Genomic DNA, 14,627 nt, shown 5'->3' with positions numbered 1-14,627 from the left:
GCTTTTTGGCCGTCGTCAGCTCGTAGTCCGAGAAGCCGAGCTGCTTGCCACCCATCAATCCAGTCCTGGCCTGTGATCACAGCACCATTGTCCCGTGGATCGCTGGGGTTTTCCAGAGCTTCCTTAGGGGAAAGAGAAGGTGCTCCCAGCTACAGGCCAGAAGGGAAAACTATGCAGTATGTGCATAGGTAGGACCGCAGGGATTGGTCTATCATCAGCCAAGAGTTCTGAAAGACCATGAAAGCCCTTCTGAAATTCGGGACGACGGAGGATAGAGCTCGTGAGCTTGTCGAGATTTGCAGGAAGAAGGGATATGTGCTTCAGCACAAGAGTCACGGTGAGCCACTAACCGAAGCCATTATTAAAGAAGGTGGTTTTACTGTTAACTTTGGCGGTTATGGCAGCTATTCAAGATTGGGGCTTGGCAATAACTTCGGAACAAAGTGGGAGATAAGTGGGCTGGATGCACCGCCCAGCAAGGGCTTCACAGGTGTTGACGTCTGCTTCGGTGCTGGAGTTGATTCGGCCAAGCAAACGGCAATTGCCGAGTACGTTAAGAAGCAAGGCGGATCTGTAAGTGACACAGGAAAGGGTGACTGTGACGTGTGCATTGTCGCAAGCGGTGATGACAATACTCAGAGTCTTCTTGAGACCATGGGTGCGATGATTGATGGAGCCAAGGGTTTTATCATTGTTCCACTGGATGAATTCCTTTCAGTCATCCCAGCGATCAAGAAGCCGCGAAGCAAGGCAACCCCTTCAGCAAAGCTGAGCGATGAGTTGAAGGAACTTCAGAAGAAGCTCCAAGAGAGAGATTTTGATGTCATCGAAGGTATCCTGGAGTCATTAGAAGGGAAAGACGCAGACATCGATCTGTTGGTCCAGAATGTCTCGATCGATCCAGAGACAGGGGAGCTTGATCGAGGCTCAAAATTCAAGGGTACTGGCCCGGCTTTAAGATTCCTCGATGTCGCACTGATGGGTCTATTGAGCATTGCATCTGATTCAAGCTCAGCTGGTCGGTTGCGTCAGTCCATCAGGAAGCTGAGTTTTGGTGTTCGAAGACTTCCTGTCTTGCGTGGTTTCACCGGACTGGAGGATCTCGAGATCGAAATCGATCGGGTTGATGATGAGACGGATGTTATTATCCTAAATGACCTATCAGCTCTGGGCGACCTTCCTTCACTGACATCACTCCAAATCGCGAATGATTCAGGGTATGAGCATGAAGGTATCCGGATCAGGACTCTCAATGGGCTCAAAGCACCAAGGCTTAAGAATCTGAACTGTTCAAATATCGGTCTGACCGACATATCGGCACTGGCCTACTGTACAGAACTGCTGTCGGTCGATCTGTCAAACAATAGAGAACTTTCCAGACTTGATGCATTGTCAGCAGCGTCTGGCCTTCAAAGACTCATGCTCAACGGAACAGCGATTTCAAGCCTGCATTGCTTGCAGGGCTGTTCAAAGGTCGAAGAAATCAGTCTCAACGACTGTGAGAACATACAGTCCATTGGTGGCCTCAACTCATCTTCGCTCCAGAATTTGGAGCTAAGGCAGTTGAACCTAAATGATCTCAATGGAATTGAAGCCCTCAAGGGACTGTCAAAACTGGATCTATCTGGGCTTCATCGAGTTACGTCACTAGATCCCTTGGCAGCTCTTGCAAAGCTTCAGGAACTCGAGGTCTACAACCTGACGACGCTAAAGACGCTACCAGTGATGAGCTCAATGAAGGCGTTGCGCAAGTTCAGAGCACGAAGCTGTGATGAGCTGCATGATGTGACTGCTCTTGCTACTGCGCCGTCGCTTGAAGAGGTCAGTATCGAAGAATGCAAGAACGTGGCAAAAGGTCCAACTGCATGGCCAAAGTCTCTGACAATTCTCAGCCTTGAGAAGACACATCTCAAAGAAATTGGCAAGTGTCCTGCGACGCTATCAGAGCTCAGTATCAGGGAAAATCCTGAGCTCGAGACTCTCAGCGGCCTTGAGGGGTGCAAGGCTATCAAGGTCAGCAGTTGGGGATTGGATCTATCTGGATGCTTCGCTCTGCAAAGTCTGAAGGGGTTGTCAGTGCCCAAGTTGGATGAAATTCTCATTCCAGAGACAATGACCGATCTAGACTTGCTCGCAGATTATCCTGATACAAAGATTACTGTTGTCGCAGGTTGTGGCAAACAGAAGGGATACAGCACAATTGTGGATGATATCCCTTCTGCATTAGGAGACGCGCTAGCCAGGTTAAACATCACTGAACTTTGTCTTCGCACAGAGTGGAGTGCGGAGCTCAAAAAAGTCTCTGGCATTGGTCGAGTAACAACCCTGAAGTCTCTTGATCTTTCGGACTGCAATGTTCAAGACATTACATCGATCTCTGCCTTGGAAAATCTTGAGGTATTAAAGGTCAAGCCAAGAACAGAGCTCAGTAAGGCATTGGGTAAGGCGACATTTGATACGAAGGGGCAGGTCGATAAGCTACGCCTCAAGCTTCTGGCTGGTCTTTAATGACCGATCTGAATCTGCTTGCCCCAAGGCAGATGGTTTCCAGTTCTGCCGTTTGCGGTGATAACCCACATCAAACGGCAAGGTGGCTTCACCGTAGGTTCGTCTGCATAGCCGTCTGTTAGATAAATGCAACCATCGAAATGCTGGCGTTCTGTGCGCATCCATTCAAATGCTGGATTGAAGTCAGTACCACCACCTCCGTCGGTCTGTTCTGGAACCCGACCCTTGTAGAGATAAGTTCTTTGCACTTTGGCATCAGCTTCAATGATCATCACATCTGCTCCCGTTGCATGGATCTTATCGATTTCCGCAAAGAATAAAGCAAGAGTGTCACTGTCAATAGAGCCAGAAGTATCGATGGCAACTGCTAGTCTTCTCTCTCGCCGTATTCTCACGCCTGGATAAGTGCCAAAGCGTTTAGAGCGTTTTCTTGTGGTGGCCACAACACGTGTCCGGTAGCCTGCTGATGCGAAGATTCGGAGTGCACGCTTCCAGTCAACCTGAGCTTCGGAAACATGATCAGCTTGCTCGAGCATGGAGCGCAGTGAGCCTGGTACTCGTCCCCACTGCTTGTTCGTCAGACGAGACCGCGCACGTTGTAGTTGGCGATCAAAGGTCTGCTCAAGGATTTTGGCAAGATCTTCACTGAGCTGTGGAGCATCATCAGCTGAGCCGAGGGATACGGGAGATCCAGGATTCGACTCTGCATTCTCAAAGCCTTCACCGCCGCTGGCAGCCCATCGGCCATGATGACTATGCGAGGCTGTAAGTTTTACTCGAAGTGTCTGATCAAAGCCAGGGTTAGTCGCAGCATGCTTTTCAAGGCGGCGGTAATAGTACTCAACACTCTTATTTGGAATTAGCTGAAGGTCTGGAAATGATGCAAGAGTGATTGCAGACGATGGAAGTGGCCATGGGTACACCATCTGATTGACAACAAGATCTGCTGCTATGTTCAATCTATGGTGATCGGTGGCCTTGTCGTTGAACCGAAATAAGTGCTTCAGTACGAGATGAAGAATCTCATGCTTGATAACGGCACATCGCTCGTCATGCGTCAATTCTTCCATAAAAAACATGGGATTGACGACAAGGCTGACGCCAGCGGGCGACAGAGTCACTGCTGCCGTCGGGATCTGAGAATCTAGGCGACGAATGACTGATCCCAGTAAATGACCGAAAAACGGCTCATCGCGCAAGACCCGTACAATGCTTTGATCAAGTTCCTGCTCAGCCGACTGGCTTAATAAAGCACTCACGGGCCGGATCAAAGGACAGCGGTGATTGTTTTAGCAACATCATCGCGGCGCATTGCGGCAGCGGCTTGACCACCAATCATCACGAGATCCTTGTGCAGTGCATAGCGCAGATCCCCGGGTAGAGAGGGATGCATGATGAACTCACATAGGCTGTTAGCCGATGGCTCATCAAGCTGTTGTGGATTCTTCTTCAAGTAGAAGACAAGTCGACTGCATATGGTTGATAAGCGATCAACCCGCTTGGCCTGATCTGCTCCTTGTGAAAGCTGGACAAGACGAGACTTAGATGCAGCCCATTTGTTTGGATCGAGGATATCTTCTGGATTGATGAGCTCAGATAACTCGTCATTGACAAAAGCAACGAACGCTGTTGCCGCAGACTTGTCAAGTGCACTGTTGGCGAGAGCATTAACCAGCTCGACCTCTTTCTTCAGATCTCCGATGCTGCTGATCTGTCTGAGAAACTGCTCTAATGAACGCGGTGTTGTTCGCTGACCATTCATGACTTCAGGGTAGGTCATCAAAAACGCGATGCCTCTTTGATCCAGCCCCTGACTATTGGCCCACGCCAGCCAGGCCTTGTGTTCATAGACCATCGTGAAGTGAAGCATCCGCGTGAGCATCGCATCATCCATGCTTGTGACGGAATAGTCACCGCTATCAGGATTGCCTGTGCAGACAATCTGCCATTTGCTCGGTAAGGTCCATGAGAACATCTCAAACTCCTGAAGGAGCTGCATTAAGCCCCTGAGGATCCTGTCATCCGCACGGTTGATGTCATCCAGCAACAAAATGCCAGGGCCGCTTTCATCTGCCTTGGGAACCCAATCTGGCGGCAGATAGATCGTGGTTTCATCCCCATGCACTTCAGGATCTGGATCATGGGTAACAGGCAGACCATGAAGATCGCCCATCTCCTCGAACTGTGCAGGAGCGCAGTAACGAAATTTCCAGCCGTTGCGGTGGGCAAACTCCTTGATCAGGGATGTTTTGCCAATACCATGACTCCCCCAAATGCAGACCGGAGTCGGACGTGTACCCGTGCTCTCCTCGTCAGCAAGATTGGTGCGGAATACATGGGTAAGGATGCGCTGAAGTGTGAGCGCATCCAATTCAGCACCATATGTCTGGATGCCCTGTCCCATGGAGAATCAGGCCCTCTGTGGAGATTGTGGTAAGTGTTCGGCGAGTGAATCAGCGATCTGACTGATTGTGTTTTCATCTACAAGGCCTGTTGCCTTGTTCAACCACTGTCCGATTGGAGAGGTGGAGGGGTAACGAGTGTTCGAGTCACTTTTCTTTGGCCAGTAGGCCCTGGAGAGAAGGGCGTCGCCCCAGCGTGAAGTGACATCCTTAAGCCTCTGATTGAAGTCCTCAGCTGAAATCTGGTCCGCCAGTGCTTCGCATACACTCAGTCCAATCAACACAACACCCAGATCAGTACCCTCAGAAAACAGGCTGCTGATCCGTCTTGATCGGTCGCCGACTGCCTTCCAGACGGTGCAGAGCCGATCCAGTTCGCGTCGACCCAGACGTCGTCTGGAATCGTTGCCGAGTGTGAATTCTGGAATATCTCCCAACTTCAGGCGTTTTAACTGAGGCGCACTCGCCAACGAGCCCAGCCCTGCAACTTCGCGTCCACAATCAAGACGCAAGTTTGTCAGTGCATTGAGTGACCCGAGAACGGAGACGTCTTCGAGATCGGAGCACTCGAGTTCAATCTCAGTGAGCGCCTCTAGTTCCTCTAGGCCCTCCAGTGAACTGATACTCAAGTTGAACAGCCTCAGACAGCTGAGCTGTTTCAGTGCATTGATCTCTGTGATCGATGAGAGTGAGTAGAAGTCAGAAAGTGAAAGACGAGTAAGTGCGCCTAGGCTATCTACTCCTTCGAGTGAATCCAGTTCACCTCCGCGTAGATCAAGGTGCTCAAGGCTGGTGAGCGAAGACAGTGGCGTGAGGTCCTCCCATGGCCATTGACTCAGTGTTAATGAGGTGATGTTATTTAGTGACTGAAAGAGTTCTCTGTGTTCGTCTGTATCCCAATCGATATTGTCTGCGAGGAGGGCAAGTGTTCGCAGCTCTGTTAAGGTTATCATTGCATCGAGGTTCTGAACGGAGCCTCCATTGACAACAAGTGTTTCGAGCTTTGCTGCGCTCGACAGAAGATTTAGATCGAGATCGATCTCATTGGCAAATTGTGCCCGATTCAGATGAATCGATGTCACTTCATCCAATGCACCGGCCAGGTCGGCAATCTTCGCAACAGCATTGATCTGGTGACTTTCACTGATGCCAAGAGCTATTTCCCATAGCTGCTGATGTGCGATTCGCAGACTTCCAGGGTCTATCAACATCGAAAAAAGCTGAAACTGCTCTTTGTCGGTTGTTGATACCAGCAGCTCAAGGCCCTGGTTGACCTCATCCCAGTCTGCGGAACGAAGCAGATCTCTGATCTCTTCGGTTAGTTCCGGGAATTGATCGATGGTCGGAACCGTCTGTTGGTTTGCTTTCACGTCCTTAGTCTCCGTCATGGGAATCACCGTTAGCTCTGGCCTACGTTCTTCCGCCTGATCCACCTTGGGCTGAATACGTTGAACACCACCTTCAGCGGGTGATGACGTCCTTGGCTGCTCTGTGTCAGGTGGCGCTGAGTCCCCAAGCAGTAGGCGTGTTAGGGCTCTGAGAAGAATTTCCCTTTTTCTCATCGCTTTGGTCTCACTCCTCGCCGATCTGGGTGGTTTCGCTGGCCTCAAAACTCGCCACAGGAACCAGTGCTTTCAAGGAGAAGATTCCCTTTGCGCCTTCCAGCTGTCCGGCCTTGGCATTGTAAAAACTACTTGAGTAGTAAACCGCAGTCTGCGGAGGAATTTCCCGTTCGGTCTCGTCGTTGGTAATTTCAACGCCTTCCGAATCAACTAGCTGGCCTTTCAGGGTGACGACCTTGAGGTACTGGCTGCTCTGGTTCTCGATCAGCGCCTTGAACTCCAGATTGAAATCGCCGTCGCTGTCTGGTTCTGACCGAGTCACAAGGAGAGTGATCGGCCCAGTGAACCAATCGAAGCTGACATTCGCGGTCAGTCGTGTGGAGCTCCCGGGGCCGGGTATCTCAACTTCTCCAAGAACGCAGAAATCGCGACGGGCAAGTTTGACTTGTCCTGTCACGGTGATAGCGTCACCGCTGAGGTAGCGCTGGTTGACGCGTCCCCAAGGGCTGATTGTATGGCTGTCACCTTGAGCCAGGAATACATCATCGTAGCTATCGCTTTCCTCGAAGGTTGCTCCCTCTGGATCGCGATACCAGATCTTGTATTGGACCTGATAGACAGGAGTCTCAGACTCGTTGGTGACAGTCAGTTCGGTGTCAAAACCGATATCTCCATCTTCGTCGGGCTCGTTGGCGACAAAGGTCGAGAAGAATGCGGACATGAACGAGCAGTGAGCTATACGTCAATAACGCAACTCTAGACCGGTCAAGCATGCCGATCAAGCCCTTCGTCCGCTTGACTGGTCCATTGCAGTGAAGATCTAACAACTGTTCACATGACCACGCCCGAACTATGCGCCTGGTGCATAAACCCTCTGAAGTTGCCCCGCGACCCAGTCGTTGAGTTCATCGAGCTTCTCGCGGCCTAGGGCCTCGATCACGATGCGTTGTCTTGTCCTTGTGGTGACGGGTTCCTCGTCTTCGTCGGATGCCGTCACCACAAGGGCAGTCTGCCCCCTCTCAAACTGGCGCAGGCTGCGCTTGTAGCGGTCGGCTGTTTCTGCATAACCAATTAGGTTGCTGTAGGCAAGCGCTGACGCGAAGCCAGCGAGCAGCACCACGACCCACGGCGCCAAGGCTCCGCTGGAACCTGGCAGGCTTTCCAGTGTTGCCAGTGCGACCGCTGATCCAGCCAGAACAATGGCAATGGCGCGCCAGCGTTGCGTCAGTGCGACAAACATCTTGATTTTCTCAGTCAGAAAATCGATTTGCCCAGCAATCCAGATCTGAGCTTTGCCAATGGCGGAGCTATAGATCCGTTCCTTTCTTGAATGGAAACTGAGTAATTGGATGCGCACAGCCCGCAATACAGTCCTGATCCAGCCGAGTTCACTGTTGCTTCGGCTGTGAAAGAGATCGGCGGCATCATCATCGATATCGAGCGCTATCCAGAGGTGTTGCACTGTGAGGCACTCCGAAAGACATCGTTGTGAAATAAACTCGAGTTTTGGACCCTGCTGGAGCCTTGGAAATAATAGGAATGCCAGCAGTAGTAAAGCCCACCAGAGCCCCTGGGCAACCGGTGACAGCTGGGCTAGAAGAACCAGGATGAAGCCGGTCGCCACCAAAACACGACACCAGTGTTCGTAGTTCCGCTTGTTCTTCCCTGCGCGCTGATCAGCCCGACTCCAGAGACGGGTATATGGGCCTTCCGCCGGGTTGTAGATCGTTGGCTCAAATCCTGGCCATCCCAGGGACTTGTTGATACTTTCCAGCCTGTTGGGGATTGTGAGCATGGCTTGGGGAAGGTCCAGTCCTTCACCCCTGCTGACCTTGTTTCTAGCCTCGCCTGGCGACCAGAACTGAATGTCACCGGCACCGTTCACCGGAGAGCCGGGCTTGCATCGGGGGGTTCGATGCAGAACCAGAGCGCCAGGCTCCTTGTTGGCAAGGACCTCATCCACGCTCACGAAGAGCGGGTGGATTTCCCCCCTCTGCATCGAGACGGTCTGCGAGGTGCCGCCTACCAGGCGCGTCTCGACACCATCAAAGAATCCAAACAGCAGATAGCAGTGGCGGACCAGAAAGATTCCCTGCTGGCCGTAGCAGGCTGACGGATCCAGGCCCTGTTCATTGCCCGCTGTGAGCTGGGCGACCCGAAGGTCAGCACAGTTACCTGGGTGTAGGATTCCGTCACAGCACTGCAACAGATCTTCCATCCGTGCGAGTGCTGTGGGGTCTTGGAAGTCACCTCGGTAATCAGACGGGATTTTGGGTAGTGCCGCGACCAGCTGGTGTCTGGGCACCTCCCTGCCGCGGCGCTCTTTGTCGGACCTGATGACGTCCAGAAATATCTCGGCCGCTTCGCTGTCCATGCCCTCCGCCAGCCCATTGAGCATGAGCAACGGAGTGTGCGGGAGTTCGCGGATGAGCTGCTCCAGCTGATGGCGAAAGTTCTGTCGCAACAGGGGCAAGAACTCTGGCCTTGGATCCCGATGCCCCGCGACCGCGATAACCAGTGGAACGGCACCGGGATCCTGAAGAAGCCCATGGGCTAACAGAACAGGAGTCGTTTCGATCGGTGACACGCGCTTATCGGACTTTCCCTAATCCTAAGCACGTGTTCTGGCTGATGCAATTGCTTCATTGTTATTGAATCTCTGTATTACCAGGACTAGGGCGCGGCTGCTGTCAATCTTGCCCCAGTGATCTCTGGTATTCACCATCCAGCTTCACCTATCAATACGTTCACAACCAGTTTGCTCTGTCTCTGGCGTGTTCAGTGTCGTGATTGGTACGGCTTAATCATTAGAGTTGCCGGAATTGCTCAGGGCAGTTGGTGCGGGCCACTTTGAGGACATCCGGCTTCATGGCGGCCAGTTCCCTCTGGGTCCGCTCGGCATTGCCGAGGGCTGTGCCTACCGCCCAGCCCGCTGAGGCGGCGGAATACCAGGGGATCACGGTTTGAGGGTTGGCCATCGCAGCTTTGGTGTGCTCCTGGGCGATGTAGGCCCAGGCTTTGTCCTGACTGATTCCGCTTTTAAGCATCACACAGAGCTGCTCGCCGTAGGTGACTGGGTTGGCGCGGACGTGCAAGGATGCGCCGATGACCACCAACGAGCTGATCACCGTTGCGATGCGGGTCACAAGGATTTACCCAGTGACCGTGCCAGCTCCTCGGCATCAGTGATTAGCTGGCGATCGTCGTCATCGGGCGCGTTGTTGCGGCCCATGCTTTCTTGGAGCTCGGCGAGCAGAGCACTGGCCTCTTTGTAGCGGCCCAGTTTTTGTAGGACTCTGACAAGACCTAGGCGTTCATGATTGGTCCACCATGTGTCGCAGCCTTCATGGCTCTTGCGGTGCTCAAGAGCTTGTTGGCTGTATTTCAACGATTCTTCCAGCCTTCCGTGATCTTCAAGGGTTCTGGCCAAGCCTCCGAGGGCTCGGCCCATCTGGAAATCACTGGGCTCCATTATTTGCTTACGGACATCTACCACTTCACGGAAGAGGGTCTCCGCTTCCCTGAGCTCTCCGACTTCACGCAGATTCGCCGCTAGGCTATTGATTGATGTAATTGTGCCGGGGCTGCCTATCCCTTCGTGTTCTCGACACCAAGCCAACTCGATTCTGCGTTGTTCGATTGCTTCCTTGTGCCGTCCCTTCTGGCTTAGGCATGTTGCCAAATGATATCGGGACCACATTATGTCTTCTTCATCTACTTCATTTAAAGACTGACTTGTCTCTATGGCCTTCATGTGTAGTTTAATGGCTTCGTCATATTCTTCAGTCTTTTGAAGCTCCCAAGCGAGCTCCCTCATCGATTCTAAGGTTCCTGGATCATCATCTCCACTCTCTTCTCTACACCAAGCCAGTTCGATCCTCCTGTGATAAACGGCTTCTTTGTGACGTCCCATCTGGCTTAGGCAACCTGCTAGCCGATAGCGAGCTGACATTTCATCTGCTTTGTCTGCTGTATTTGAAGTCTGACTCTTCTCTAGAACTCTCGTGTGGAGTTCAACTGCTTCGTTATATTCTTCAGTCTGCTGAAGCTCCCAAGCGAGCTTGCTCGTCGATTCTAGGGTTCCTGGATCATCATCTCCATTTTTCTCTCTACACCAAGCCAGTTCGATTCTTCTGTGCTCAATGGCCTCTTTGTGCCTACCCAGCTTGCTTAGGCATTCTGCAAGAGAATATCGCATGCGGTTGTGGCGCATCTCCTCCCTGGGAATGCCTGAGGTTGCATCCAGAAGCTGCTTGTAGAAAGCCTCTGCGCCACCGTAGTCACCTCCTTCTCTCTTGATATCAGCCAACGCGCAACCGACATGCAGCGAGTCTGGATGATCCACGCCAAGTATCTCAGTCAATAGAATAACTGATGGAGCAATATAGTCCTCAATGGCCGCTTGATTTCCTTGTTCGCTTAGGAATACCCCATAAGCATGTTTCGCCATTAGCGTATCTCGATGATTCTCCCCGAGAAGACTGCGTCTGCCGTCAAGGGCCTTCAAGTAGTGAGCTTCTGCTTCCTTCTTCTTGCCAATACTGTCATAGAATATCGCCAAGTTATATATTCCATTTATTGTCGACCGATGGCTGCTGCCAAGAATGTTTTGCTTAATCGAGGCTGACCGCAGGTACATGTATTCTGCTCTTTCAGTATCTCCACTGCTTGAGTACGCGTTGGCTAGGTTGTTCATCGTCCGTAGTGTGTCTGGGTGCCCCTCTCCTAGCGTCTTCATGCGCTTCTCAAATGCTTTTTCGTAGAAGTGCGCTGATTCCGTCTCGTTACCCAAGTCGCTATGTAGGTTGCCCAGGTTATTGAGAATCGTCAGCGTAAGCCTGTGCTCATCCCCGAGTGATTGATTTGCGGTTGTCAGAGCTATTCTGTACGAATCTAAGGCTTCTGTCCACATTCCGGTCTGATGATATGCATCGGACAAATAAAGCAGTGATTCCACGTTCTCTTTGGCCGAATTCTGCGGCCTCTGACTTATGATCTTTCGCAGCTTTAGCCAAGTGGACCGATGCAGTCCCATCTCGTCAAGAAGATTGGCTATTCCAATCAGTCCGTGCTTATTGATGCTTGATATCTCGTTGTTATTGTCGAAGCCTGTCCCAATCTTTAGTCCGAGTAAATCATCGAGCGATTCTTCTTGGCTAGCATTCTTATGCCAGATGTCCGCGATCTCTCTGCTTGGCCTAAACGATAAGATCTCACTAAGTTGTTTTGGGTCTAGGAGAAGCTCCATTAGTGCCTTTTTGAGACCGGCTTGCCCCAGTTGCCAGGGAAGCTCCTCTGCGATCCTGAGGTCTATCTGGCTTGGCTGTGCAAACCAATGGGCTAGCTCCTCATGCGCACTCTGCTTTTGATTTCTGTTTGGTAAATACCGGTCCTGCACCGCGATTCGTAGGTAATCGTGGTCAAATACCAGTCGATTCCCGTTGCGCCCAAAGGCCTTATCCAGCGCCAGATCAATTGGTGACCACTGCAGTGGAGCCAGCCCTGTTATCGCCAGCAGTTCGGTTTCAGTCAACCCTGCTCGGCTGGCCCAGATCGCGGTCATCGCCTTGCGGACAGCCTCACCACTCCCGTCGTTCTCCAGCCGCTCGAGCACCCGTTCATACAGGTCATCAATCGTCTGGGAGCTCAGGTAAAAGTCCAGCTGGCTCTTGAGCGTGTCGTGCCTTCCGCACTGCCTGAGCTCCTCCAGCAGCACCTTGAGGAAGAGCGGTGATCCGGCCAGGTTGTGGTCCTGGATATGCTGGCGCAGGCCGCCATCAAGTTCCTTGGTGTAGCGCTGCAGGTAGCGCTGAATCAGTTGCTCCTGCTCCACTGCTGCCAGCGGCTCGATCGTGAGCGTGGTGTAGCCCCGCTCGCTGAGGATCGATCGCGCCGGGCAGGCCAGCGCACTGGCCAACACCTGTACACCCGCTGGGATGTTCTGAGGGAGCCAAGGCAGGGCCTTCTGGTCGTCCGGGTCAAGTCGATCTAGACCGTCGAGCACCCAGATCCATCGCTTGCCTTTCCCCTCGCACCAACGCCCCAGGCTCTGCAGCGTTTCGGCCACCCTGGCTACAAGCTCCCACCAGTCCTCAGGCACTGCCAGCGCCTCTGTGATCACCCCCGCCTCGAGGAGCTGGCCTGAGGCGGTGTCGATCAGGCGACCGAGGAGGGGCCGCAGGGCATTGGCGTCGTTGGTGCAACCCAGGTGGTGTGCATAGATCACATCCCCTGGATGGTTCTGCTGGTGTGCCTCGATCCAGTTGGCGATCAGGGCGCTCTTGCCAGCGCCTGATTCACCGGTGATCAGGATCTGTTGCTCGCCCGCCTCGAGCCAGCGCTCCATCTGCTGGATGTAGCCCTTCCCTCCGATGTACTGACCGGCTCCCGTGCGGGAGCGGCGGTAGTCGGCGTGTTTGCGGGCTTCCTTCTGAAGCGCATCGGGCTGCTCCCCTTCCGGGAACTGCTGATCGATCAAGGCCCAGAGGTCGGCCTTGATCCGATCGGCGATCGCTTGTGGACTCGCCAGGTCCTCCTCCAGCGGATAGCCGCTGCTGCTGATGCGCTGCTTGAGCAGCTCCAGCTTCTGGCGGTCGGCTGGATCATTGCTGCGCCAGCCGAGCTCGCCCGCATCCGCTCTGGGGTTGCTCCAGGCCGGAGCGCGGAAATAAAAGAAAGCACGGCCATCGCTGGCGCCGCCCGCCATCTCCTGCAGGCGCTGCTCGATCTCCAGCTCCGTGTAGCTGGCTTGGCCGATCCTGCCCGCGAGCCACTGGCGCTGCTCCAGGAGCGACGGGGCGGCCTCGAGCAGTTGGCGCTCCGGCGGCGTGAGGCTCCCGTAGCTGTCTCCGAGCATGCCGATGAAGTAGCGCTGGCAGCGCTGGATCTCCTGCAGGCAGATCTCCAGGGCATGGCCGTCCTCCGCCTGCTCCTGTGTCACGCCCCATCGGAGGTCCACCTCCACCAGCTCCACACCACGCTCGCGTGCCCTGCGGTTGAGCTCAGGGAACACCTGGGTGGCCAGCAGCCGGCGCTCCTCGTTGAAGTCGCGGAAGGTGCTGGAGAGGAACACCCGGATCTCGCGGGATTCAGAGACTGCTGGCGCCGCTTCTGGCATGGGTGTTATGCAGCAGATGCATAACTGCTGCAAGCGGTTTGGGGTTGTTCAACGCTAAGCGGCACCCCTGTTGCTGGCGCCTTTTTGCTGCGAAGTACGAGCAGCGAGGCTGCCATTGCCCAAGCGAGGCAAAGAGGGGCATCCGGGATTAATGTAGTGAGATTCACTAGTTATCCAAATTGGGCTCCGATCCCGCTGTTATCACTGCCTCTGAGGCCAATCGCTCCTTCTCCTCCCTGCTACGGCAGGTGGCGCAGGGTCAGAGCTTCACGGTGCAGTCCCACGGGCGGCCCGTCGCCCAGCTCACGCCCGTGGGCAAGGGCAGCCGCCCCAGCGCAGCGGCGCGCCAAGCCCTCTTGGCTCGCCTGGCTGCCCAGCCCGCCAGCGGGGAGGCCAGAGTCTGGAAGCGCGACGATCTCTACGACTGATGCGCGCAGCACTCGATACCAACCTGCTGGTCTACGCCGAGGGCTTTGGCGATGTGCAGCGGGTGAGCTCCACAAGGGCGCTGCTCGAGCAACTCAGCGACGCCGATCTGGTGGTGCCCCTTCAGTGCCTCGGCGAGCTGTTCCGCGTACTCACCGGCAAGGCCGGTCGCTCGCCCGACCAAGCCCGGGACGCAGTGCTCGGCTGGATGGATGCATTTCCACTGCTAGAGAGCACCGCCACCGCCTGGCAGGGGGCCATGGATCTTTGTGTGGCGCATCAGCTGGCCAGCTGGGATGCACTGGTGCTCAACGTGGCCGCTGAGGGTGGTGCCCGGCTGTTGCTCACCGAAGATCTCCATGCCGGCTTCTGCTGGCGTGGTGTGCGGGTCGTCAATCCGCTGGTGGAGCCTCCTGATCCCTTCCTGTCGCAATTACTGGCCTGAGTCAGCGCAGAGGCCACCCAAAGCCAGATGGAGTGTCCTGACCGGCTATGGCATGGATCCAATCGAGATCAAGGATTCGGTTGAACCGGCGCTGCGGTGCGGGTGGATCGACATTTCTGTCAAAGCCGAGGGCTCCAGCCCGATCATCCGGCCCGAGCAGCTGTAGA

10 protein-coding genes are annotated in these 14,627 nt (G+C 54.1%); 3 read left to right on the top strand and 7 right to left on the bottom strand.

The window, feature by feature from the left end; genetic code table 11:
- Nucleotides 1-237: 237 nt before the first annotated feature.
- Nucleotides 238-2,508 carry a leucine-rich repeat domain-containing protein gene (locus KBZ14_RS14540; RefSeq protein WP_255119064.1) on the top strand — a complete coding sequence of 757 codons (2,271 nt, stop codon included), beginning with the start codon at nucleotides 238-240 and terminating at the stop codon, nucleotides 2,506-2,508.
- Here the strand turns inward: KBZ14_RS14540 and KBZ14_RS14535 are convergent.
- The 7 genes from KBZ14_RS14535 to KBZ14_RS14505 all read right to left on the bottom strand — a co-directional run bounded on the left by KBZ14_RS14535 (nucleotide 2,505) and on the right by KBZ14_RS14505 (nucleotide 13,589).
- Nucleotides 2,505-3,767 (bottom strand): vWA domain-containing protein, encoded by a 1,263-nt coding sequence (locus tag KBZ14_RS14535; protein WP_255119063.1) that lies wholly within the window; start codon nucleotides 3,765-3,767, stop codon nucleotides 2,505-2,507. The two genes, KBZ14_RS14540 and KBZ14_RS14535, sit on opposite strands and share 4 nt — an antisense overlap.
- 8 nt (nucleotides 3,768-3,775) lie before the next feature.
- Entirely contained in the window at nucleotides 3,776-4,912 is a 1,137-nt protein-coding gene (locus tag KBZ14_RS14530; RefSeq protein WP_255119062.1) for an ATP-binding protein, read from the bottom strand.
- Nucleotides 4,913-4,918: 6 nt separating this feature from the next.
- Nucleotides 4,919-6,343, bottom strand: coding sequence for a leucine-rich repeat domain-containing protein (locus tag KBZ14_RS14525; protein WP_255119061.1), 1,425 nt, complete (start codon nucleotides 6,341-6,343; stop codon nucleotides 4,919-4,921).
- 139 nt (nucleotides 6,344-6,482) lie between these two features.
- Nucleotides 6,483-7,193: a hypothetical protein gene (locus tag KBZ14_RS14520; RefSeq protein ID WP_255119060.1), complete on the bottom strand. Its 711-nt coding sequence runs from the start codon at nucleotides 7,191-7,193 to the stop codon at nucleotides 6,483-6,485.
- 129 nt (nucleotides 7,194-7,322) lie between these two features.
- The gene (locus KBZ14_RS14515) at nucleotides 7,323-9,059 is read right to left on the bottom strand and encodes a hypothetical protein (RefSeq protein ID WP_255119059.1); all 1,737 of its coding nucleotides are present in this window, start codon (nucleotides 9,057-9,059) and stop codon (nucleotides 7,323-7,325) included.
- 220 nt (nucleotides 9,060-9,279) lie between these two features.
- Complete coding sequence (locus tag KBZ14_RS14510; protein ID WP_255119058.1) at nucleotides 9,280-9,618, bottom strand: hypothetical protein; 339 nt, start codon at nucleotides 9,616-9,618, stop codon at nucleotides 9,280-9,282.
- Complete coding sequence (locus KBZ14_RS14505) at nucleotides 9,615-13,589, bottom strand: tetratricopeptide repeat protein (protein WP_255119057.1); 3,975 nt, start codon at nucleotides 13,587-13,589, stop codon at nucleotides 9,615-9,617. Before KBZ14_RS14505 ends, KBZ14_RS14510 begins: the two co-directional genes overlap by 4 nt.
- 179 nt (nucleotides 13,590-13,768) lie before the next feature.
- Here KBZ14_RS14505 and KBZ14_RS14500 point away from each other — a divergent pair, with 179 nt between their 5' ends.
- Entirely contained in the window at nucleotides 13,769-14,017 is a 249-nt protein-coding gene (locus tag KBZ14_RS14500; protein WP_255119056.1) for a type II toxin-antitoxin system Phd/YefM family antitoxin, read from the top strand.
- Nucleotides 14,017-14,460 carry a PIN domain-containing protein gene (locus KBZ14_RS14495; protein ID WP_255119055.1) on the top strand — a complete coding sequence of 148 codons (444 nt, stop codon included), beginning with the start codon at nucleotides 14,017-14,019 and terminating at the stop codon, nucleotides 14,458-14,460. Before KBZ14_RS14500 ends, KBZ14_RS14495 begins: the two co-directional genes overlap by 1 nt.
- Nucleotides 14,461-14,627 lie beyond the last annotated feature (167 nt).

The sequence above is a fragment of the Synechococcus sp. HJ21-Hayes genome, from assembly GCF_024345835.1.
Classification (GTDB): domain Bacteria; phylum Cyanobacteriota; class Cyanobacteriia; order PCC-6307; family Cyanobiaceae; genus Vulcanococcus.
This window is presented reverse-complemented; position numbering and strand designations above follow the sequence as displayed.